Origin of the sequence: Streptomyces sp. NPDC048275 (assembly GCF_040652275.1) — a bacterium.
In the GTDB taxonomy this organism is placed as follows: Bacteria; Actinomycetota; Actinomycetes; order Streptomycetales; family Streptomycetaceae; genus Streptomyces.
Genome location: NZ_JBEZLR010000055.1, coordinates 41693 through 63446, shown reverse-complemented (window position 1 = coordinate 63446; position 21754 = coordinate 41693). Strand labels below are relative to the sequence as shown.

Genomic DNA, 21754 nt, shown 5'->3' with positions numbered 1-21754 from the left:
CGGCACACAACGGACAACCACATCCAGCCCCGACGCTCACCCACACTCACCAGAAGTCACTCCTGCTCAGTACACCGACAGCAGTTCCCAACCCCTTGGTTCCGGCGGCATCGTGCTGCCCGGACACTAGGCGTCCTGCTCGGCACCGCCGTCATACTCGGCGGAACACCGGTCGTCGCCATCGCGACCGACACCGCACCGGCCGGCACGGAAAACACACCTGCTGTGACTGAGGCCGAAACGGCCGCGTTCGCCCGGACCGCCGCCACCGGCGAGCGGGTGGAGATCCTTCAGCAGCGCACCGAGGACGAACTTGTCTTCGCCAATCCGGACGGCACGCTCACCAGCGAAACCAGCGCACAACCCCAGCGGGTGCAGAGCGCCGACGGCAGTTGGCGGTCGGCCGACGCCACCGTCGAACGCCGCCCCGACGGCACCGTCGGCCCCAAGGCCGCCGCGGTCGGCCTGGCCTTTGCAGCGGGCGGCTCGTCCGATCTGGTCACCCTCGGTGAGGACGGCAAGTCCTTCACTCTGCGCTGGCCCACCCCGCTGCCCTCGCGAACAGCTGATCGTCAGCGCCCCTGACCAGGGCGCTGTCCACTTCACACAGGATCCACGTCACACAGGATCCACGTCACGGGATCCACGTCACACGGGATCCACATCACACGGGAGGGGAGCGCGCGTGCGCGCATCCAGAAGACATCACGCCCACCGCTGGGCAAAAGCCGTCGCCACGACGGCGACTGCAGCCCTGACACTGACCCTGCTTCAGGGCACCCCCGCACTCGGTGCCGACGACGACGCCCGGGAGCAGCGGCGCCCCAAGACCCAGGACGTCGCCTCCACCCCGGTGGTGGAGGCGGACGGCCAGACCACCCCGCTCAAGCACCTGACCGGCTACGGAAGGTCGCCGAGTCCCAAGGCCGCCTGGCCGAAGCCGGGCAGCGCCACCGTGGCGCTGCCCGGCGCCCGGGCCCGTACCGCTGCCTCGGCCAAGAAAGCGGGCTCCCTCCCGGTAGGTGTCGGCCGCCCCAAGACCTCGTCCCGGTCCGTCCAGGAAGCCGTACCGGCGCGCGCCAAGGTCGAGGTGCTCAGTCACACCGCCGCACTGAAGGCCGGGATCGACGGCCTGCTCCTCAAGGTGACCCGCGCCGACGACCGGACCGCCGTGACCAACGGCAAGGTCTCTGTGGAGGTCGACTACGCGTCCTTCGCCCAGGCCTACGGCGGCGACTGGGCCCAGCGGCTGCGGCTGGTCGCGCTGCCCGCGTGTGCGCTGACCACGCCCAAGGCCGCCAAGTGCCAGACCGTCACCCCGCTGAACACCGACAACGACGTACGCGCCCGGAAGCTCACCGCCGACGTGGCCGCGCTGCCCGCAGGCAAGGCCCCCCTGCTCGCGGTCTCCGCCGCGCCCGCCGGCGGCTCCGGTTCGTACGCGGCGACCTCGCTCGCACCGTCCGCATCCTGGCAGGTGGCCGGCCAGACCGGCAGCTTCACCTGGCAGTACCCGCTGCGAGTGCCGCCCGCCGTGGCCGGGCCCTCCCCGCAACTCGGCCTGGGCTACAACTCCGGCTCCACCGACGGCCGTACCGCGTCCAGCAACAACCAGAACTCCTGGATCGGCGAGGGCTTCGACCTCAGCGCCGGCTACATCGAGCGCTCGTACCGCTCCTGCACCGACGACGGCCACGACGAGGCCGGCGCGCAGAAGTACGACCAGTGCTGGCACTCCGACAACGCCACCATGAACTTCGGCGGCCGGGCCGGTGAGCTGGTCAAGAAGTCCGCCAATGAATTCCGGCTCAAGCAGGACGACGGCACGCGTATCGAGCGCAGGCACGACGGCTTCAACTCCGACAACGACAAGGAGTACTGGGTCGTCACCACCACCGACGGCACCCAGTACCACTTCGGCAAGGGCAAGCGCGAGTCCGAGGCCGCCGACACCGAGAACACCGGGTCGACCTGGGAGGTCCCGGTCTTCGGCGACGACAAGGACGAGCCCTGCCACGCCGACGCCTTCAAGGACTCCGGCTGCAAGCAGGCCTGGCGCTGGAACCTGGACTACGTCGTGGACGTCCACGGCAACTCGATGACGTACTACTACACCGCCGAGACCAACAAGTACGACTCGGTGCGCGGCGACAAAGTGCAGTCGTACGAGCGCGGCGGCTACCTCAAGCGGATCGAGTACGGCGAGCGGGAGGGCAAGGAGAACACCACCGCCGCGCCCGCGCAGGTCGTCTTCACCACCGCCGAGCGCTGCACCGGCGTCGCCGCCGACTGTGAGCCCGGCGATCTGAAGGAGTCCACCGCCACCCGCTGGCCGGACGTGCCCTTCGAGCAGATCTGCACCAGCGACACCGAGTGCAAGGACCAGTGGTCGCCGACCTTCTTCACCCGTAAGCGCCTGTCGAAGGTCAGCACGCAGGTCCTCGGATCCGACGGCAAGACGTACTCGGACGTCGACGTGTGGGACCTGGCGCACAAGTACCAGAGCGCCGACACCACCCATTCCCCGGCGCTCTGGCTGGAGTCCATCACCCACTCGGGCAAGGACGGCGCGAACAAGCTTCCGAAGCTGACCTTCTTCGAACGGCAGGACGCCAACCGCGTCGACACGGGCGCCGACGACCGTCTCCCCATGTACAAGTGGCGCATCCGGGCAATCCAGTCGGAGACCGGCGGCACGATCTCGGTCAACTACAAGCCCACCGAGTGCACACCCTCGAACCTCCCCACCCCCGAGACCAACACCAAGCGGTGCATGCCTTCCTTCTGGTCCAAGGAGGGCACGGTCGGGGAAAAGGAGGACTGGTTCCACAAGTTCGTCGTCGACTCGGTGGTCGAGGACGAGGTCACGATCACCGGCCCCAACAAGACGACCTCCTACGACTACAGCGGTGCCGCCTGGCACTTCGACGACAGCGAGCTCGTCAAGACCAAGAAGAAGACCTGGAGCCAGTGGCGCGGCTTCCGCACCGTCACCATGAAGACCGGTGACTCCGCCAGCAAGCAGCTGCGCACGGAGACCACCTACCTCCAGGGCATGGACGGCGACCGGGAGAAGGAGTCCGGCGGCACCAAGCCGGTGACGGTCACCGCCACCGACGGCACCAAGGTCCGCGACGACGACCGCCACCAGGGATTCCAGCTGGAGCAGCGCACCTTCAACGGCAGCGCGGAGATCACCGGAACCGTCAACACCCCCTGGAAGTCGGCGGCCACGGCGACGGAGGGCAGCGACGAGGCGTCCTTCGCGGCTACCAAGTCGACGGCGACCCGCACAGCGCTGGACGACGGCATGTTCCGCCGCGCCTCCATCGAGCACTTCTACGACGCGTACGGCATGCTGGAACGCTCCTCCGACTCCGGCGACCTCGCCGACCCGGACGACGACACCTGCACCACCAACACGTACAACCGCAACACCGGTGCGAATCTCCTGACCCTGCTCAAGCGGGTCACTGTCGTCCCCGTCAACTGCGATGGCGGCGCGCCCACTTCGTACAAGGACGAGGCGATCTCGGACGTCCGCACCTGGTACGACGACCCGGACACGTACGGCGTGACCCCCACCAAGGGTGACGTCGTGCGCAGCGAGAAGGTCAAGGGATACGCGGCCGACGGAACCCCCCAGTACGTCACGACATCGACGGCCAAGTACGACGTCCACGGCCGCGTGACGGAATCCGCCGACCAGCAGAGCAACGCGACCAAGACCACGTACGTCCCCACCACCGGCGGCCCGGTCACCGGCATGAAGGTGGTGGACCCGGCCGGCAACAGCACCACGTCGACGGTCGACCGCCGTTGGGGCCTGGTCACCGCCACGGTCGACGCCAACAACCAGCGCACCGACCTGGAGTACGACGCCCTGGGCCGCCTCCTCAAAGTCTGGCTCCCGGGCCGCGCCAAGGCCACCGAGACCCCGAGCCTCGAATACGCCTACCTGGTCCGCAACAACGGCCCGGTGGTCACCACCACCAAGTCCCTGCTCCCCAACGGCTCGGTGGCCACCAGCCACCAGCTCAGCGACGGCCTTCTCCGCCCCCGCCAGACCCAGGCGCCGGCGGCGAACACGGGCAGGGTCATCTCGACGACCGAGTACGACACGCGCGGCCTGGCGACGAAGGAGATCGGCCCGTTCTACAACTCGGCGGCCGTGAGCACCACGTTCGTGAACGTGGTGGACGCCTCCGAGGGCACACCGCGTGAGACGGAGACGGTGTACGACGCGGCGGGGCGTCCGACGGACGAGATCTTCCGCGTGGCGGGCACCGAGAAGTGGCGCACCAAGGCGGCCTATCACGGTGACTACACGACCGTGGACCCGCCTGCCGGCGAGACCCCGACGGCCTCGTACACCAACGCTCAGGGCCAGACCACCAAGGTCCTCCAGTTCAAGGCATCCTCGCCCACCGGCGACGCGGACACCACCGCGTACGCCTACGACAAGGCGGGCCGCCTGTCCGAGGTGAAGGACGCGGTCGGGAACGTCTGGTCGTACGAGTACGACGTGCGCGGCCGTCAGCTCAAGGCGGTCGACCCGGACGCGGGCACGACGGACATGACGTACAACGATCTTGACCAGCTCGAGACGGTTAGCAACGACCGTAAGATCACGCTCACTTACTCCTACGACAAGCTCGGCCGGCAGCGCTCCCTTTACAACGGCGGGACCAAGCTGACGACGTGGGAGTACGACAGCGCCACCGTCCCCAACGGCAAGGGCCGTCCGGTCTCGGCCACCAAGTGGGTCGGTGCCAACGGCTACACATCGTCGGTCGACGCGTATGACGCGGCGGGCCGCCCGACGAAGAGCTCGGTGACGATCCCCGCGTCCGAGGGGAAACTGGCCGGTACTTACTCCACCACGGCCTCCTACAAGCCGGACGGGTCGGTCGACGACGTCGGCCTCCCGGCGGCCGGTGACCTCCCGGCGGAGACCATCACCACGGGTTACACCGCCACCGGCCTGCCGTCCTTCACTCTGGGCGACAAGACCGACTACGCCCGCGAGACCCGCTACTCCAACTACGGCGAGGTCCTCCAGCTCACTCTCGGCACCGCCAGCGCCGACAAGTACACCTGGCTCACCAACACCTACGAGGAGGGCACCCGGCGCCTGGAGCGCGCCCGTATCGACCGGGAGATCGTCGCGACTCCCGACTCGGACATCACCTACGGGTACGACGCCTCCGGCAACATCCAGAAGATCGCGGACGCGCCCGAGGGCAAGACCGCGGACGTCCAGTGCTTCACGTACGACTACCTGCGCCGACTGACCTCGGCCTGGACCCAGACCGCCACCGCCTGCGCGGCGAGCGCGGGTGTGGCCACTGTCGGCGGCCCGGCTCCGTACTGGCACTCCTATGAGTACGACGCGGCGGGCAACCGCACCAGCGAGGTCCGCCATGCGACGGGCGCCACGGGTACGGCGGCCATCACTCAGACGACCACCTACGCCCCCAATGGCACGGGCAATCCGCACTCCCACGCGCTGAAGTCCGCCGAGGTGCGGACGGTCACCTCCGCCAAGGACGTCACGGCGGCACAGACCTTCGAATACGACGAGACGGGGAACACCACTCGGCGTACCAAGGCGGCGACCGACCTGTCACCGGCGGTCGACCAGAAGCTGGCCTGGGACGACGAGGGCCACTTGGCCGCCGTCACCCCGTATGTCGCGGGCGCCTTGGACGAGGCCAACAAGACCGGCTTCGTCTACGACGCCGAGGGCAGTCGTCTCCTCCGCAAGGAGAAGGGCGCGGTGACGTTGTACCTGGGCACCCAGGAGATCCGGCTCGACACCGCGAAGAACACTTTGGCCGGCACCCGCTACTACTCCCACGGCGGGTCCCAGATTGCCGTCCGCACCGCAGCCGGGGTGACCTGGTTGGTCGGCGGCCAGAACGGCACCGCCGAACTCGCGATCAAGGCCGCCGACTCGGCGATCACCCAACGCCGCACCCTCCCCTTCGGCGAGGTCCGCGGCACCAAGCCGGCCGTCGGCGTCTGGCCCGGCGACAAGGCCTTCGTCGGCGGTACCGCCGACGCGACGACGGGCCTGATCCATCTCGGCGCGCGGGAGTACGACCCGGCTACCGGCCGCTTCGTGTCCGTCGACCCGATGCTGGACGTCTCCGATCCGCAGCACCTCAACGCCTACGCCTACGGCCGCAACAACCCGCTGGTCTTCCCGGACCCGACCGGCCTGTACTGGGGCGAGTCCTGGATCAGCCCGATCGGCCATGGCGCCCTCGACGTCGCGGGGCTGGTGCCCGGCTTTGGTGAGCCCGCCGACCTGGTCAACGGCCTCTGGTACACGGCCGAGGGCAACTACATCGACGCGGGCCTGTCCTACGCATCGGCGATCCCGATCGCGGGCTACGGCGCGTCCGCGGCGAAGGGCGCCAGGTACGTCAACAAGGCCGTCGACGCCATCGACACTACGACGGACACGGTCAAGGCGGCCGACAAGACCAAGGACGCGGCTGCGACTGCCGACAAGGTCACTCCGCCGTCCACTCCCAAGCCCAAACCGGCTCCCAAGCCCGCGCCGCCGGCCAAGGCCAAGGAGGCGCCCCAGGCCAAGAAGGGCGACTCCGGCGGCAAGAAGAACGACGGCGCGGACAAGAAGTCCGACAGTGGAGGTGGCAAGGACTCCGACGCTCCCGCCGCAGGCTCCTCGTGCAAGGTGGACAACAGCTTCACGCCCGGCACCCTGGTGCTGATGGCCGACGGCTCCACCAAGCCCATCGAGGAGATCGACCTCGGCGACGAGGTCCTGGCCACGGATCCCGAGACCGGTGAGACCGGTGCCAAGACGGTGACCGCCGAGATCAAGGGCAAGGGCATCAAGCACCTGGTCGAGGTCACCGTCGACACCGACGGGGACCGTGGCGCCGCCACTGCCACCGTCACGGCAACGGATGGTCATCCCTTCTGGGTACCGGAGCTGGGCAAGTGGATTGATGCCAAGGACCTGAAGCCGGGCCAGTGGCTGAAGACGGGCTCCGGAACCCTGGTACGCATCACCGCGGTTGGGCACCGGACCGAGTCGCGTACCGTCCACAACCTGACCGTTGCGGACATCCATACGTACTATGTGCTGGCGGGGGCCGCGCCGGTTCTTGTACACAACTGCAACGTCACCTACGTGACTTACACGAAGACCAACCCCTCCACGGGCCAGGTCTACACGGGGCGATCACGTGGGGTAGGAACGCCTCAGCAGATCGTGGCAGCACGTGATAGCGATCACCACATGACTGAGAAGGGATTCGGTCCCGCTGTTCTCGACAAGCATGTTGATGCCACGCTGCCCATCGAGCAGCGCCACAGCGATCCGGCGTATCAGGCGATGCGAGGTCGTGAGCAGCAGCTGATCGATCACTTTGGTGGTTCCAAGAGTGACGGTGGAACTTCGGGGAATGCCATCCGAGGTGTAGCGGCAGATAATCCGTTGCTAGGTGTATTCCTAGATGCGGCGACGCGAAGGTTCGGGTCGCCAGGATGAGTAATGTAGTGACATCAGGAAGAGGTGGGTTTCCGTGACTGTCCGCTTTACGCCCGGCGGTGTCCTTCAAATTCCATTGCCTGGTGATCGGTGTGCCTACGCGGTCATGATGCAAACGCGTCCGTACGTGGCCTTCTATTCGGATGGGGCGCTTGGTGTGAATGGGGACGCTGGTGACCCATCTGAAGATCCGCTGTTCGTGATCGCCGTACACAAGAAGTCCTACTCATCGGGAGCATGGGGGGAGATTCTGCGAAAGGTGGAGCTAGCCGCACTCCCCGAGATCCCAAGGTTCTTTCGGCAGAACGCCGTCAATCCTCAAGATTGCGAACTGGTGGACTCGGTAGGGGGCGCTCGGTCTATCGACCCGCAGGAATGTGTAGGGCTTGAAAGGGATGCGGTTTGGGAGCAAGGGCATATCGAGCAGCGGATCATCGATTTTTATGAAGGGCGCAAGAACGCATTCGTTGAGTCGATGAAGGTAAAGATCTAGCCTCAGGCTCCGTTGCATTCCAGAAGCCTTGTCGCGACCCGGCGGGCTTCTGGAATGCTGCTGGCAACGTCGGAGGACGGGTGTGTCGCACAGGCGGTGGAGGTAGCCCGACGATGGGCAGGAATCACCAGCCGTCCACGACAGTTGACTCGGATGTCGACTCGTTCGGGTATCGGTTAGCGAATGGAAGCCCTGGTGAGCTTGTGCTCGGCAGGGCTTCTTGAGCGTCTGAGGCAGTAGTTGACGTCAACGTCAGCGGACGGATGCCGCACACCGTGGCGGATCCGTCCGCGTCGTCGAGGCCCGACAGCGCACTGCGTCTTGCCGGGGGCGCGCAGCCGCAGAGGCATGGCGAGCAGCGGTGTAGCGAAGTTGTTCAGAGTTTCTTTACTCGATCAAGGCGGCCCGCTGTCGCGGGCCGCGCACACTCCGGCCCTGCGGGGCCGCCGCCCGCTCCTGTCTCCGCCCCGCTTGCCGTCGGCCCCGCCGGTCCGGGCGCGCAACAGCCGTACAGCGAACCACCCTGGGGCTCTGCCCCAGACCCCGGCCCTCCCTCCGAGGGGCAGTGGGGCCGAGTGCGGGTGCGGCTTCGTCGTGGTGAGTGGTCGCGGGTCGCGGCGTGGTGGGGCACCCCTTGTGGGCGGGTGCCTGTCGGGGATGAAGGGGGAGTATTGGGGTGTGCGACGCTGGAGTTGCTGCGGTCGCGGCGACGGCACACGACCTGAGCTACGAAGTCGCGCTCTCGCACCCCGTGCCATATAGCATCGGTGCTATGGACGGTGAACGGTACTCGGTCGAGGTCGAGCCGGAGGTGCGGCTGTGGCGGGAAAACATTCCCGCACATCACTCACTACAAGCAGGCCGAACGCGTCGCCGACCTGCTTGCCGAGCAGCCCACCACGCTCGACGAACCGCACTCCCGCCACCTGGGCGGCAAGCTCCGCGAGCTGCGCTTCCGCCTCGGCGATGCTCACCAGCGCATTACCTACTGGCTCGCACCCGACCGTCGCGTCGTACTGCTCACCGTGTTCCGCAAGACCAAGATGCGCGAGCAGGCCGAAGTAGACCGCGCGCACGCCGCTCAACGGCTGTGCGAAGCCGAGCACCAGGCAGCCGCCGAACACGACCTCTACAGCCGCGACCTCAAGGAGAACCGATGAACCACAGCGAATGGAGGACCCGCCGCCACCGCCAGCTGGTCGGTGAACACCTCGACGCCGACCCCGAGTATGACCGCGTCTACGAAGAAGCCAGCCTGGCCATGACGCTGGGCAAAGCCGTCTACGACCGGCGCAAGCAACTCGGTCTGAGCGAGGCCGACCTGGCCGAGCGCCTGCACACCACCACCGACGAGATCGAAGGCATCGAGACCGCCACCGAACTGCCGCCCATCGCTGTCATCATGCGCCTGGCCCGGGCCTTGGACCTCACCGTCGACATGCACCTCGCCCCTGGGGGTGAGCCCACTGTCACCATCGTCACCCCGGCCGCCTGAACCCGGGAGGAGCCATGCATGACGCCTCCACAGCACTCGCCCGCGAGCTGGGCAGACTCGTCCACGACCGGCGCACCGAGCTCGGGCTGTCCCAGGCCGAGCTGGCTGAGCGGTGCGGGATGAAACAGCCGCAGATCTCCCGCTTCGAAGCCGGCGGAACGGTGCCGACCCTTCCGATGCTGCGCCGCCTGGCCCGTGCCCTTGGAGCTGACTTGAGCATCAGTCTCACTCCGCACGACGAGGCCGCTTGACGTGGATCTCAAATCCCGAGAATTCCCTGAGTGGTCCAGACCATCGACGGCAGTAGTGACGGCGTACCGGCGGACTTCAGTGCACATGCACGGACGTGGAACGGCTGTCAAATCGGGGCCTGGCCAGCGAAGTTGCAGCTGACGGAGACCCCGCCCGCACACGTACTATGTGCTGGCGGGGGCCATTCCGGTCCTTGTGTATAAATTGCGGTGAGAAGAAATATGAGGCGGGTGGAAAGCACGGGTCCGAGGCGCGGGGTAGTTCGCGTGGCGAAAACAGTGCTGAGCCTCAGGACGGACAAGGGGCACTGGACAACTCCGTGCAGATCAAGCCCACATCTCCGCGACAAGTGGGAATCGATCCGTCTAACGGGGATGCTGTGATCCTTGACCGGACAGTCGAGGTCCCCTGCGGCTGCACTGTGCCTGGCGGAACCAATGAGATCTTTCATGGGCATGTGCGAACAGACATGGGTAGTGATCCCGGCATGGCGAAGGCGTAGTCCGTGCTGCGCAAGGGAATCAAGGCAGGGCTGATCAAGGTCCCGTGATGAATCGAGAGCAACTCGAGCTGGAAAACTGGCGGGCAGCCATGATGTCTGACCTTGATGGTTCGGACATCGGGCTATCCATCAGGGCGCTACTGGCGCTGACGTATGACGATCCGGACCGTGAGCGGGTTGAGGCTGTTCTGCTCAACTGTCTTTCTCTCGAAGTTGATCCTCAGATCAGAGCCCTGGCCGTGACCTGCATGGGGCACATGGCGAGAATTCATCAAGCGGTGGGTATCGATGTGATCCATCGGCTTGAGGAGTTGCTCGACGATCCCGTACTGGGCGGGCAGGCGGAAGATGCACTCGGTGACATCGCATCCTTCGTTAGCGGTGGATCGGACCCGGGCCGGTCGTCTGCTTGAGTGCGTAGGTGAGTGCTGACGTACGAAACCTGAGCGGCCCCATCAGACTTGTTCCGATGGGGCCGCGGGCGGATAGGGAAATGGCAAACCTGGAACCCCATCTTGCCGAATTCTTTGAGCAACTCCACCAGGCATTATCTGACGAGATCAGACTTTCCGAAGACGAGGGAAATGATGGATGAGGAATCCGGATCGCCGACCGGGCGACGCAACACAGCCTCGTCCAACAGTGCCCACACCACGGGTGTCGCCGGGGCGTCAAGAATCTTTGACCGCTCAAGCCGTGTGACAACGGCTCTGTCACGTTCCTTATCGGTCAAAGGCGGGAAGCCGACGCTCAGAACCGCACGTGCATACCTTTGCGTCTGAAGGATGCCAGGTACGTACGAGAGTGCGAACTCGCGGATCATTGTCGCCTGTTGCTCAAGGTGTCGCGCTGCCTCAAAGTGATCAGCGACTGGAAGGTCGCTTTGCGGCAGGAAGCTGCTCAACACGTTCCCCGTGTTCAGGGCCTTGTCGAGTCGGCGCGCGTCCTCTTTGGAAGGGATGCGACGGCCCGCCTCGATGTGCGCGATGTGCGAGCGGGTCATGATCGCCGAATCGGCCAACTGCTGCTGCGTCAGCCCCGCCGTCTCGCGCTGCTGCTTCAGCCAGTCGCCGTACGTGCTGCTCATGGCCAACTCCCTTGCGACAAATGCCTGGTCACACTCCACCGTTCCTAAAGACTGAGCGGGAGTGAGTCCTGTTGCCAGGGCCCGTGCTCAGCCGCGTGCCCCGAACGGTGTTGGGCACACTGGTCCCCCGCTTTCACTCCGCATCCGGTGCGCACGGATCGTGTCCGTGGTCCGGGAATGCGGGGGCGGGGTCCCTCACGCCCGGGGATGCCCGGTCGGGCCTGGACGGTCCGATGCCCCTGCTCATCGCTCCGGTGAGCAGGGGGCGGTGCCGTCCGTCGCCGGATCGGATATCCCTGAGCGCGCCTTCCGATCGCCACGGCAGCCGCGTCGTGGCGGGTCGTCTTGCGGGTGTTGCTGGTGAGGGGCTTTTGCCAGTGCTCGGCGCCCCAGCGGCTGGTGTAGGCCGGGTCCACTCCGATGATCGCGATGCCGGTGTGGTCGGCCATCGAGGTCAGCCGGGCGCGGAGCCTGCCGGTGGGCATGCCGGAGATGAGCCGGCGGAACCGCTTCTTGCGTCCGTGTTTCTCGCGGGTCTTCTCCGCGGTGAAGTCCAGGTCCTCGATGGCGATGGCCTTCACGCCACAGGCCCGGGCCCAGTGCAGCAGCCGGGTGAGGGCGTGGCGGACCTGGGCGTCGCGATGCTGCGCGGTGCCGGACAGGTCGTAGAAGAAGCGGCGCGGGGTACCGGTCGGGTTGCCGTGGACATCGAGACGCCAGGCCGCGAGGTGGTCGGCGTTCATGTCGACACCGATCACGCCGTCGGCGAGCGCGGCGGCCAGGGGGATGGTGGGGGTGGGCGGGATCTGCCAGGAGGCGGTCAGGTACCAGCGGTCCCGGCCTACGTCCAGGTGGATGCGGTAGGCCACGGCCCGGTTGGCTGCGAGGCGGTCGGCCCACTCCTGTCCCCGGTGGGGAAACGTGACACGGCAGGCGAGCACGTACCGGCCGTGCGGGGTGTTCGCCAGATGCCTGAGCGGTGTGGGCAGCTTGATGCTCACCTCGCCCTCGGGGCTGACCCGGATCGTCTCGTTGCCGTGCCGCTTCCCGGACTCGCCATCGGCGGCGAGGAACCAGCGCTCGGCCTCCCAGCGTCGGCGCCACTGCGGCTCGGTGAGCCGGGCGGCGTCCAGGTGGTGCCGGGTGCGGGCCAGGCGCTTGCCGCCGCGCACGACGTGCACGAGCCCGGCTGCGCGGTCGGCCCGCGCGGCGGCCAGCCGGTCCTCCAGCACGTGCAGACGACGAGCCTTGGCGTGCCACTCCTGCTGGGACCGGTAGCCCCCGGGCGCCCGCCTGGAGCCCTTCTGCCCGACGGGCAGGGACAGCCGGTGCTCGATGGCCCTCATGCCCGCTTCCAGGTTCTGGATGTGCGTGAGCTGGCAGCGGCGAGCCAGCGCCCACTGGTCGTGCGACGCCTTGGTGATCGTCCCGGCCCACCGCGACGACGAGGCCGGGGTCAGATCGCGCTTACGTGCCGCCCAGGTGTCGGCGGAGTGTTCCAGGCCGTCCTGGCAGCGCGTCTTGAGGTCCTTCGAGGCGAGACCGCCCAGATGCACGCCGACCAGGCGCAGCATCTTCTCGTCCTCGGGTGTCAGGTGCTTGACCCGGGTACGAACCGCCACACCGGTCGGACCGGACACGACGAACGGCTCCGCCACTTCCCTCAGCCCACCCACCTGTTCACCCCCGCCCGGCTCCACCTGAAGATCAGATCCCCGTCGCCACATCCAACGAGCACCACCCGCAAAGGCCACGCATTCGATACGAGGACATCAGTTCCCTCCTGAAGGATCGATGCCATGGCCGCCATTCGCGGCACGACACAGACCATCGGGGCTCGCTCCTGCTCACCAGAACACTCTTGAGCACACTTCAGCGGCAGCAGCTCCAGACCCCCTGGCGAGCCTAGCCCGACCCGTCTCACTCTGTGTGTGGATCGCTACACAACGCGATACCCCCGCGACCGAGCGACCGGTCCGGGGGCGTGGCCATCAACAAAACCCACGGAGTTGACGACATGAGTCACCGTATCGCCTGCCTCTTCGAGCTGCTGCTGCGGCTTCTGCTACCCGGGTCGGGACGCCGTCGCCGCACGGTCACCGCCACCGCTCCCGCGCGTCGGCGCCCGACCTCCTCGTACGTCTATGGGCGGACTGCCCGTCGCGCCGGGTCCCGCCCCTTACGGGGTGAGGACAATGCGATGGTCCGCCCCTATCTCGTCGCCCATGAGCGACGCGAGGAGGCACGGCGGCAGCGGGCCCGGCGACGGGCCCTGTGGCTCGCCGTGCACGGCGTCGACATCGGGCCGCGCCTGATCCACGGCGTGGAGGTGACGGCGTGATCGGCAGTTGGGCAGAGACGGCGCGCCTGCTCCCGTGGTCAGGCCCGGAGGGCAAGCCGTGTTACCTCGTCGGCGACGGCACCGGCTACCTCTCCCGCGTCGCCGACACCATCGAGAGCGTGCAGCTCGGTATGTCCGCCGAACTTCTCGACCATGCCGCCGACATGCTCGACGACAGCAACGTGACCTCTGCGCAACTCCGCTTCCTGGTGGCCCGCATGGCCGAGGCGCTGTGCGACGTCCACCGCATCGCGGAGAGCCGGGGCGCCCGCCTTCCCGCGCCCGCCTACGACGACCCGGACGATACCGACGGCCGTGAGTCAGGACCCTGATCCGGCCCCGCGCATCGCGGTTCGGAGTCGGGGTGGAGATCACCTCGCATGCCGGGAGGCCGTCGTCGTCGCCTTCATGCCCAACGGCGAGCTTCGACTGGATGCCGGTCCGTCCGCGGTGAGGGGCAGGTCACTCTGTGACCTGCCCCTCTTTCTGTGAACGAACGTACAACTTTCGGCCATTCTGGCGAGTCATGAGAGGCGAGTGCGTCCTGGCGCATTCGTATCGCTCAAGGGGATGGGAAGCCTCCATGACTCACCGAACATCTCGGCGTGCCCGGGTGCTCGCGGCGGGCCTCGGTGCCGGGGTGATCGTGCCGTTGGTGGCCGCCGCCGCGCCCGCCGCCGCGGCCACGACGCCCACGGTCAGCTGTACGTCGAGCAAGGCGGGCCTGGCCGCCAAGCTGCAGAAGGACATCACCGCGGCGCTCACGAGCCGCAAGGGCACGGTCGCCGTCGGCCTGTACGACCGTACGACGAAAACGAGCTGCAGTCTGCGCGGCAGTACGGCCTACGACTCCGCCAGCGTCGTCAAGGTCACCGTTCTGGCCACGCTGCTGTGGGATGCCAAGAAGCACAACCGGTATCTGACCAGCCGCGAGCAGAGCCTCGCCACGGCCATGATCACCAAGTCGGACAACGCCTCCACCAGCACGCTGTGGAAGCAACTCGGCGTGACCAAGGTGAAGGGTTTCCTCACCGCCGCCGGGATGACGCAGACCAAGCCGGGAGCCAATGGTTACTGGGGTCTCACCCAGATCACCGTCCGTGACGAGCAGAAGCTGCTCCGGCTCATCACCGCCAAGAACTCGGTACTGAGCGACAACTCCCGCGCGTACATCCTCAAGCTGATGGGCAAGGTCATCTCCTCGCAGTGCTGGGGCACGCCGGCCGGGGTGCCCTCCGGCGTCTCCGTACACGTCAAGAACGGCTGGCTGTCGCGGTCCACACACGGCTGGCGTGTGCACAGTGTCGGCACCTTCAAGGGCGGCGGCCACGACTACATGATCACCGTGCTCACCCACGGCAACAGCACCATGAACTACGGCATCAACACGATCCAGGGCGTCGCCAAGGTCATCCACAAGGACCTCGCCGCGAGCTGACGCCCTTGCGCTCCCTGAACTCCCTGCGCGCACGTCTGCCGTTTATTGCGGAGGGATGAAATCCGCTTGTCTGAGCGTTGGTGTCTTCCGGCGGAGTGAGATCTACGGAAGGCACCGGCGTGGCAGCGCAGCAGGGCGAGAAGGGCGGCTGGGCACGGCGGCTCGCCGGGTACGCGTGGCGGTATCCGAAGGACGTGCTGCTCGCGCTCGGTTCCTCGCTGGCCGGCATGGCCGTCATGGCGGTCGTCCCGCTGATCACGAAGGTGATCATCGACGACGTGGTCGGGGACCACAGCCGCAGCATGGCCCCCTGGGCGGGCGCGCTCATCGGAGCTGCCGTCGTCGTCTACGTCCTCACCTACATCCGCCGCTACTACGGCGGCCGTCTCGCCCTCGACGTCCAGCACGACCTGCGGACCGAGATGTACGGCACCATCACCCGGCTCGACGGGCGGCGCCAGGACGAGTTGTCCACCGGCCAGGTCGTCGGCCGCGCCACCAGCGACCTCCAGCTGATTCAGAGCCTGCTGTTCATGCTCCCGATGACCATCGGGAACCTCCTCCTCTTCCTGATCTCCCTCGGGATCATGGCCTGGCTCTCGCTGCCGCTCACCCTGGTCGCGCTCGCCGTCGCCCCCGCCCTCTGGTTCATCGCCAAGCGCAGCCGCGCCAAGCTGCACCCCGCGACCTGGTACGCGCAGGCCCAGGCCGCCGCCGTCGCGGGCGTGGTGGACGGCGCCATCAGCGGCGTACGCGTGGTGAAGGGCTTCGGACAGGAGGAGCAGGAGACCGGGAAGCTCAGGGAGGTCGGGCGGCGGCTCTTCGCGGGGCGGCTGCGCACGATCCGGCTCAATAGCAAGTACACCCCGGCCCTCCAGGCCGTGCCCGCCCTCGGTCAGGTCGCGATGCTGGCGCTGGGCGGCTGGCTCGCGGTGCGCGGGCAGGTCACGCTCGGTACGTTCGTGGCGTTCTCCTCGTACCTCTCCCAGCTCGTCGGGCCCGTGCGGATGCTCGCCGTGGTCCTCACCGTCGGGCAGCAGGCCCGCGCCGGTGCCGAGCGCGTACTCGAACTCATCGACACCGAGCCGTCGATCCAGGACGGGACGAAGACCCTTCCGGCCGAGGCGCCCGCGACCGTCGAGTTCGACGACGTGTCGTTCGGATACGAGGAGGGGCGGCCGGTCCTGGACGGGCTGAGCTTCGAGATCGGACCGGGCGAGACCCTCGCCGTCGTCGGCTCGTCCGGCTCCGGCAAGTCCACGATCTCGTTGCTGATGCCCCGCTTCTACGACGTGACGCACGGCGCCGTCCTCATCGGCGGCCACGATGTGCGCGAGCTGACCCAGGAGTCGCTGCGGGCCGCGATCGGGCTGGTACCCGAGGACTCCTTCCTCTTCTCCGACACCGTGCGCGCCAACATCGCCTACGGCCGCCCGGACGCCACCGACGAACAGATCGAGGAGGCCGCCCGGGCCGCGCAGGCGGAGCGTTTCATCGCCGAACTGCCCGACGGCTACGACACCAAGGTCGGCGAGCACGGGCTCACCCTCTCCGGCGGCCAGCGCCAGCGCGTCGCCCTCGCCCGCGCCATCCTCACCGACCCGCGCCTGCTCGTCCTGGACGACGCCACCTCCGCCGTGGACGCCCGCGTCGAGCACGAGATCCACGAGGCGCTGAAACAGGTCATGGAGGGCCGGACGACCCTCCTGATCGCGCACCGCCGCTCCACGCTCAACCTCGCCGACCGCATCGCCGTGCTCGACGGCGGCCGGCTCGCCGACCTGGGCACCCACGAGGAACTCCAGCAGCGGTCCCCGCTCTACCGGCGGCTGCTCACGGACCCGGACGGGCTCGGCGGAGTCTCTCCGGGACACGCCCAGCCCGCCGCGCCGGCGGAGGACACCTCCGTACGGGACGAACTGGACGCCGAGTTCGACGCCGAGCGAGGGATCACCTCGCATCTGTGGACGGGTGACCGCGAGCGCCGGGACACGGCACTGGAAGGAACGCCCGCCACACCTGAGCTCCTCGCCCAGGTCGAGGCGCTGCCCCCGGCCACCGACACCCCGGGTGTCGACGAGGCACGCGCGGTCACGTCCGAGGACTCGTACGGACTGCGCAGGCTGCTGCGGGGCTTCGGGCTCCCCCTCCTGGTCAGCCTCGGCCTGGTCGGCGTCGACGCCGGTATGGGCCTGCTGCTGCCCGTGCTGATCCGGCACGGCATCGACCAGGGTGTCTCCCAGGTGGCCCTCGGCGCGGTGTGGGTCGCGGCCGCGCTCGCGCTCGTCACCGTGCTCGTCCAGTGGGCGGCGCAGATCGGCGAGACGCGGATGACGGGACGGACCGGGGAGCGGGTCCTGTACTCGCTCCGGCTGAAGATCTTCGCGCAGCTGCAGCGGCTCGGACTCGACTACTACGAACGTGAGTTGACGGGTCGGATCATGACCCGGATGACGACCGACGTCGACGCGTTGTCGACCTTCCTGCAGACCGGCCTGGTCACCGCCTTCGTCTCCGTCGTCACCTTCTTCGGCATCATGGCCGCGCTGCTGGTGATCGACGTACAGCTGGCGCTGGTCGTCTTCGTGACGCTGCCGGTGCTGATCGTCGGCACGTTCTTCTTCCGCCGGGCGAGTGTGAAGGCGTACGAACTCGCCCGTGAGCGGGTGTCCGTGGTCAACGCCGACCTTCAGGAGTCGGTTTCCGGGCTGTTGATCCTGCAGGCGTTCCGGCGCGAGAGCTCGGGCTGGAAGCGGTTCGCGGAGGGCAGCGACAGCTACCGCAGGGCGCGTGTCCGCGGGCAGTGGCTGATCTCCGTCTACTTCCCCTTCGTCCAGTTGCTGTCGTCGGTCGCGGCGGCCGCGGTGCTGATCGTCGGCGCGCACCGGGTGGACGCCGGGACGCTCACGACCGGTGCGCTCGTCGCCTACCTCCTCTACATCGACCTGTTCTTCGCCCCCGTGCAGCAGCTTTCACAGGTCTTCGACGGCTACCAGCAGGCGACGGTCTCGCTCGGCCGGATCCAGGAACTGCTCCAGGAGCCGACGTCGACGAAGACCGCCGACAAGCCGCTCGACGTGCCCGCGCTGCGCGGCGACATCGCCTTCGAGGACGTCGACTTCGCATACGGCGACGACGAGGAGGCGCTCAGCGGGGTCCGTCTGAGCATCCCCGCCGGGCAGACCGTCGCCTTCGTCGGCGAGACCGGCGCGGGCAAGTCGACGCTGGTGAAGCTGGTCGCCCGTTTCTACGACCCGACCGGCGGGCGGGTGACCGTGGACGGCACCGATCTGCGCGCCCTCGACATCACCTCGTACCGGCACCGGCTCGGTGTCGTGCCCCAGGAGGCGTACCTCTTCCAGGGCACGGTCCGTGACGCCATCGCCTACGGCCGTCCCGACGCGACCGACGCCGAGGTGGAGGCCGCGTCCCGCGCGGTCGGCGCGCACGACATGATCGCCACGCTCGACGGCGGCTACCTCCACGAGGTCGCCGAGCGCGGCCGCAACCTCTCCGCCGGGCAGCGCCAGCTGATCGCGCTGGCCCGCGCCGAACTCGTGGACCCGGACGTCCTGCTGCTCGACGAGGCCACCGCCGCGCTCGACCTGGCCACGGAGGCTCTGGTCAACCAGGCGACCGACCGGCTGGCAGGCCGCCGTACGACGCTGGTGGTCGCCCACCGACTGACCACGGCCGCCCGTGCGGACCGCGTCGTGGTGATGGCCCACGGCCGGGTCGCGGAGGACGGCACGCACGACGAGCTGCTTCAACTGGACGGACAGTACGCGGAGCTGTGGCGGACGTTCGTGGGAGCGTCCGAGCCGGAGGAGCCGGTCGGCTCCTCCGTCTGAGCCTCCCGCGGGGGAACGGAACCATCCGACGTAGGTTCTGCGTCCGTACACCAGTACGCCTATGAGCGGGGAGGGACGACAGTGGACCGTGGTGCGATACGTCGGCGCCTGGCGCTCGGCCTGGCCGTGCTGACCGCATCCGGACTGCTCGCGATGCTGAACCCGGGCACCGCGGCGGCCGGCTCGTACTGCTCGGGACGCAAGGTCCGTACGCTGTCCTTCTCGACCGGCTCGGTCCAGGTCTACAAGCGTGGCGGCTATGTCTGCGCCGTGACCCTCCCCAAGACGCAGAAGCCCTATGCGAGGGCGATGTCCGTCAGCGTGCAGGCGCGCGGCAACCGGCCGGTGGTCGACGAGGGCAGCTTCAGGCATCACGCGGGCCCGGTGACCGTTCACGCCGGCCATCGCTGTGTCCGCGTCAAGGGCTCGGTCGGCTCGGGCTCGGTGAGCTCGGGCTGGATCCTCTGCTGAGTCGCCCTCCCATCGAGGGTTTTCCCCATCTCCCCTGGTGCGCCTGTGAGTTGCTCCGATAGCTTCCAGCGCACATCTGTTTCACAGGGGAGGGTGCATGCGCAAGGCGCTCAGATGGCTGCTGGCGCTCACGGTGCTCATAGGCACGTTGAGCACGGCCGGGGCGGCCACCGCCGCCCAGCCGGAGGCCACCGGCACGACCACCACGGACATAAAGGACCGGCTCCTCGCGATACCGGGGATGAGCCTGATCCAGGAGAAGCCGTACACCGGCTACCGCTACTTCGTCCTCAACTACACCCAGCCGATCGACCACCGGCACCCGTCCAAGGGCACGTTCCAGCAGCGCATCACCGTGCTGCACAAGGACACCTCGCGCCCGACGGTCTTCTACACCGGCGGCTACAACGTGTCGACGACTCCCAGCCGCCGTGAGCCGACCCAGATCGTGGACGGCAACCAGGTGTCGATGGAGTACCGCTTCTTCACCCCGTCCCGGCCCGACCCGGCCGACTGGACGAAGCTCGACATCTGGCAGGCGGCCAGCGACCAGCACCGCATCTTCAAGGCCCTCAAGCCGCTCTACCGTCAGAAGTGGATCTCCACGGGCGGCTCCAAGGGCGGCATGACCGCCACGTACTACGAGCGTTTCTACCCGCGAGACATGGACGGCGTCGTCGCCTACGTCGCCCCCAACGACGTGGTGAACAACGAGGACTCGGCGTACGACCGCTTCTTCGCCACCGTCGGCACCAAGGAGTGCCGCGACCGGCTGAACGCCGTACAGCGCGAGGCGCTGGTGCGCCGGGAGCCGCTGGAGAAGAGATACGAGGCGCTCGCGGCCGAGAACGGCTTCACGTTCACGACGGTCGGCAGTCTCGACAAGGCCTACGAGGCGGTCGTCCTCGACTACGTGTGGGGCTTCTGGCAGTACAGCCTGCTGGCCGACTGCGACACGATCCCCGCGGACGCGGCGAACGCCACGGACGAGGAGATCTGGACCTCCATCGACACCATCTCCGGGTTCTCCTTCTACACGGACCAGGGCCTGGAGCCGTACGCGCCGTACTACTACCAGGCGGGCACACAGCTCGGCGCGCCCACGATCGGCTTCCCGCACATCGAGAAGAAGCTGATCCGCTACGGCTACCAGCCGCCGCGGAACTTCGTGCCGCGCTCCATCCCGATGAAGTTCCAGCCGTCGGCCATGCGGGACGTGGACTCCTGGGTCCGCCACCACGCCGACCACATGCTCTTCGTCTACGGCCAGAACGACCCGTGGGGCGCGGAGCGTTTCCGCCTCGGCAAGGGCGCGCGTGACTCGTACGTCCTCACGGCCCCCGGCCTGAACCACGGCGCCAACGTCGGCGGCCTCGTCGCCGACGAGAAGGCCCTCGCCACGGCCCGCATCCTGGAGTGGGCGGGCGTCGCCTCGGCGACGGTCCAGTCGAACCCGTCGGCGGCCAAGCCGCTCGCGAAGTTCGACGCGAAGCTGGACCGCCACGAGGCGGACCGCGAACTGTCGCTGCGCCCGTAACGCGGGTTCGGCGCCGCCGGACCACGCGCCGTCATGGTCGCTCGCCGGTGCGGTGGACAGGACCTCTTGTCCGCCGTACCGGCGTCGTCACACCGGCCGGGCGCAGCCCACCGGTTTGCCTCCGCCCAGCTGTACGTACAACTCGGTGGACGCGGGGCATTCGGCCCGCTCGACGACCGCCGACGTCACCTTGTACTCCGGGGGCATCTTCCCCTGGCCGTCGCAGGCGGTCTCGCGGACCTGGCCGCTGCCCGAGCTGTAGACGCAGTCGCCGACGATCGTACGGGGGCCTCCGCCGCCGCCCGGATCGCCGGGGTGCGGGCGCTCGAGTTTGCGCATGCAGGCGTAGCCCTGCGGGATCACGCCGTCGCCGTTCTCGTCCGAGGCGGGCCTGGTCTCGCTGATGTGCAGGACGAAGTCCGTGGTCGCCGGGCACAGTGGCCCGTCGACCACCTTGCCGTCGTAGCGGGCGATGACGCGCGCGGCGGCCCGTTCGCTGCTGCAGAGCACTTCCGTGAAACTGGTCGTGCCGAAGGAGCTGCACTCGTCGATCGCGAGGAACACCGCCCCGTACCCCGAGGGTTGTGTCGACGCCGGCGTGGCGCCGGGTCCGGCGCCCCCCGAGCCGCCGGACCAGCGGTCGCATCCCGCGATCGTGGCCATCAGCAGCGCGCACACCACCCCAACGGAACGCCGACCCAACGAGTTGGCTCGCATGGCTTCCCCCCGATACCCCGGTCCAGCGTGACCCGTCGCGAC

General features: G+C 68.0%; 13 protein-coding genes and 3 pseudogenes. 13 read left to right on the top strand and 3 right to left on the bottom strand.

Annotated elements, in window-relative coordinates:
• Positions 1-225: 225 nt before the first annotated feature.
• From AB0D57_RS28450 to AB0D57_RS28420, 7 genes and pseudogenes are all read left to right on the top strand, one after another.
• A complete protein-coding gene (locus tag AB0D57_RS28450) occupies positions 226-585 on the top strand; it encodes a hypothetical protein (RefSeq protein WP_362078926.1) in 360 nt (119 codons plus the stop codon).
• Between the two features lie 100 nt (positions 586-685).
• Positions 686-7528: a polymorphic toxin-type HINT domain-containing protein gene (locus tag AB0D57_RS28445; RefSeq protein ID WP_362078923.1), complete on the top strand. Its 6843-nt coding sequence runs from the start codon at positions 686-688 to the stop codon at positions 7526-7528.
• 34 nt (positions 7529-7562) lie between these two features.
• Positions 7563-8021, top strand: a complete 459-nt coding sequence (locus tag AB0D57_RS28440) for a hypothetical protein (protein ID WP_362078916.1) — start codon at positions 7563-7565, stop codon at positions 8019-8021.
• Positions 8022-8793: 772 nt separating this feature from the next.
• Positions 8794-9181, top strand: a pseudogene (locus tag AB0D57_RS28435) (type II toxin-antitoxin system RelE/ParE family toxin).
• The gene (locus AB0D57_RS28430) at positions 9178-9516 is read left to right on the top strand and encodes a helix-turn-helix transcriptional regulator (protein WP_362078913.1); all 339 of its coding nucleotides are present in this window, start codon (positions 9178-9180) and stop codon (positions 9514-9516) included. The pseudogene AB0D57_RS28435 and the gene AB0D57_RS28430 overlap by 4 nt, the downstream one beginning before the upstream one ends.
• 35 nt (positions 9517-9551) lie before the next feature.
• Positions 9552-9767, top strand: a pseudogene (locus tag AB0D57_RS28425) (helix-turn-helix transcriptional regulator); the annotation flags it as partial.
• Between the two features lie 550 nt (positions 9768-10317).
• The gene (locus AB0D57_RS28420) at positions 10318-10683 is read left to right on the top strand and encodes a hypothetical protein (protein WP_362078910.1); all 366 of its coding nucleotides are present in this window, start codon (positions 10318-10320) and stop codon (positions 10681-10683) included.
• 146 nt (positions 10684-10829) lie between these two features.
• On the opposite strand, the pseudogene AB0D57_RS28415 reads toward AB0D57_RS28420, so the two are convergent.
• Positions 10830-11357, bottom strand: a pseudogene (locus AB0D57_RS28415) (helix-turn-helix transcriptional regulator); the annotation flags it as partial.
• Between the two features lie 44 nt (positions 11358-11401).
• Positions 11402-13033 carry an IS200/IS605 family accessory protein TnpB-related protein gene (locus AB0D57_RS28410; RefSeq protein ID WP_362078907.1) on the bottom strand — a complete coding sequence of 544 codons (1632 nt, stop codon included), beginning with the start codon at positions 13031-13033 and terminating at the stop codon, positions 11402-11404.
• Between the two features lie 341 nt (positions 13034-13374).
• On the opposite strand from AB0D57_RS28410, the gene AB0D57_RS28405 reads away from it, so the two are divergent.
• The 6 genes from AB0D57_RS28405 to AB0D57_RS28380 all read left to right on the top strand — a co-directional run bounded on the left by AB0D57_RS28405 (position 13375) and on the right by AB0D57_RS28380 (position 20995).
• Positions 13375-13698, top strand: a complete 324-nt coding sequence (locus tag AB0D57_RS28405) for a hypothetical protein (RefSeq protein WP_362078904.1) — start codon at positions 13375-13377, stop codon at positions 13696-13698.
• A complete protein-coding gene (locus AB0D57_RS28400; RefSeq protein ID WP_362078901.1) occupies positions 13695-14030 on the top strand; it encodes a hypothetical protein in 336 nt (111 codons plus the stop codon). Before AB0D57_RS28405 ends, AB0D57_RS28400 begins: the two co-directional genes overlap by 4 nt.
• Before the next feature lie 251 nt (positions 14031-14281).
• A complete protein-coding gene (locus AB0D57_RS28395; protein ID WP_362078898.1) occupies positions 14282-15136 on the top strand; it encodes a serine hydrolase in 855 nt (284 codons plus the stop codon).
• 119 nt (positions 15137-15255) lie between these two features.
• Positions 15256-18987 carry an ABC transporter ATP-binding protein gene (locus tag AB0D57_RS28390; protein WP_362078895.1) on the top strand — a complete coding sequence of 1244 codons (3732 nt, stop codon included), beginning with the start codon at positions 15256-15258 and terminating at the stop codon, positions 18985-18987.
• Positions 18988-19068: 81 nt separating this feature from the next.
• Positions 19069-19458, top strand: a complete 390-nt coding sequence (locus AB0D57_RS28385; protein WP_362078892.1) for a hypothetical protein — start codon at positions 19069-19071, stop codon at positions 19456-19458.
• Between the two features lie 97 nt (positions 19459-19555).
• A complete protein-coding gene (locus tag AB0D57_RS28380; protein ID WP_362078889.1) occupies positions 19556-20995 on the top strand; it encodes a S28 family serine protease in 1440 nt (479 codons plus the stop codon).
• Positions 20996-21082: 87 nt separating this feature from the next.
• Here AB0D57_RS28380 and AB0D57_RS28375 read toward each other — a convergent pair whose 3' ends face one another.
• Positions 21083-21658 carry a hypothetical protein gene (locus AB0D57_RS28375; RefSeq protein ID WP_362078886.1) on the bottom strand — a complete coding sequence of 192 codons (576 nt, stop codon included), beginning with the start codon at positions 21656-21658 and terminating at the stop codon, positions 21083-21085.
• Between the last annotated feature and the right edge of the window lie 96 nt (positions 21659-21754).

Excerpts from the sequence above, each read along its gene's own strand:
- AB0D57_RS28430 (WP_362078913.1), top strand. The coding sequence starts at position 9,178 with ATGAACCACAGCGAATGGAGGACCCGCCGCCACCGCCAGCTGGTCGGT.
- AB0D57_RS28420 (WP_362078910.1), top strand. The coding sequence starts at position 10,318 with ATGAATCGAGAGCAACTCGAGCTGGAAAACTGGCGGGCAGCCATGATG.
- AB0D57_RS28405 (WP_362078904.1), top strand. The coding sequence starts at position 13,375 with ATGAGTCACCGTATCGCCTGCCTCTTCGAGCTGCTGCTGCGGCTTCTG.
- AB0D57_RS28395 (WP_362078898.1), top strand. The coding sequence starts at position 14,282 with ATGACTCACCGAACATCTCGGCGTGCCCGGGTGCTCGCGGCGGGCCTC.
- AB0D57_RS28380 (WP_362078889.1), top strand. The coding sequence starts at position 19,556 with ATGCGCAAGGCGCTCAGATGGCTGCTGGCGCTCACGGTGCTCATAGGC.
- AB0D57_RS28375 (WP_362078886.1), bottom strand. The coding sequence starts at position 21,658 with ATGGCCACGATCGCGGGATGCGACCGCTGGTCCGGCGGCTCGGGGGGC.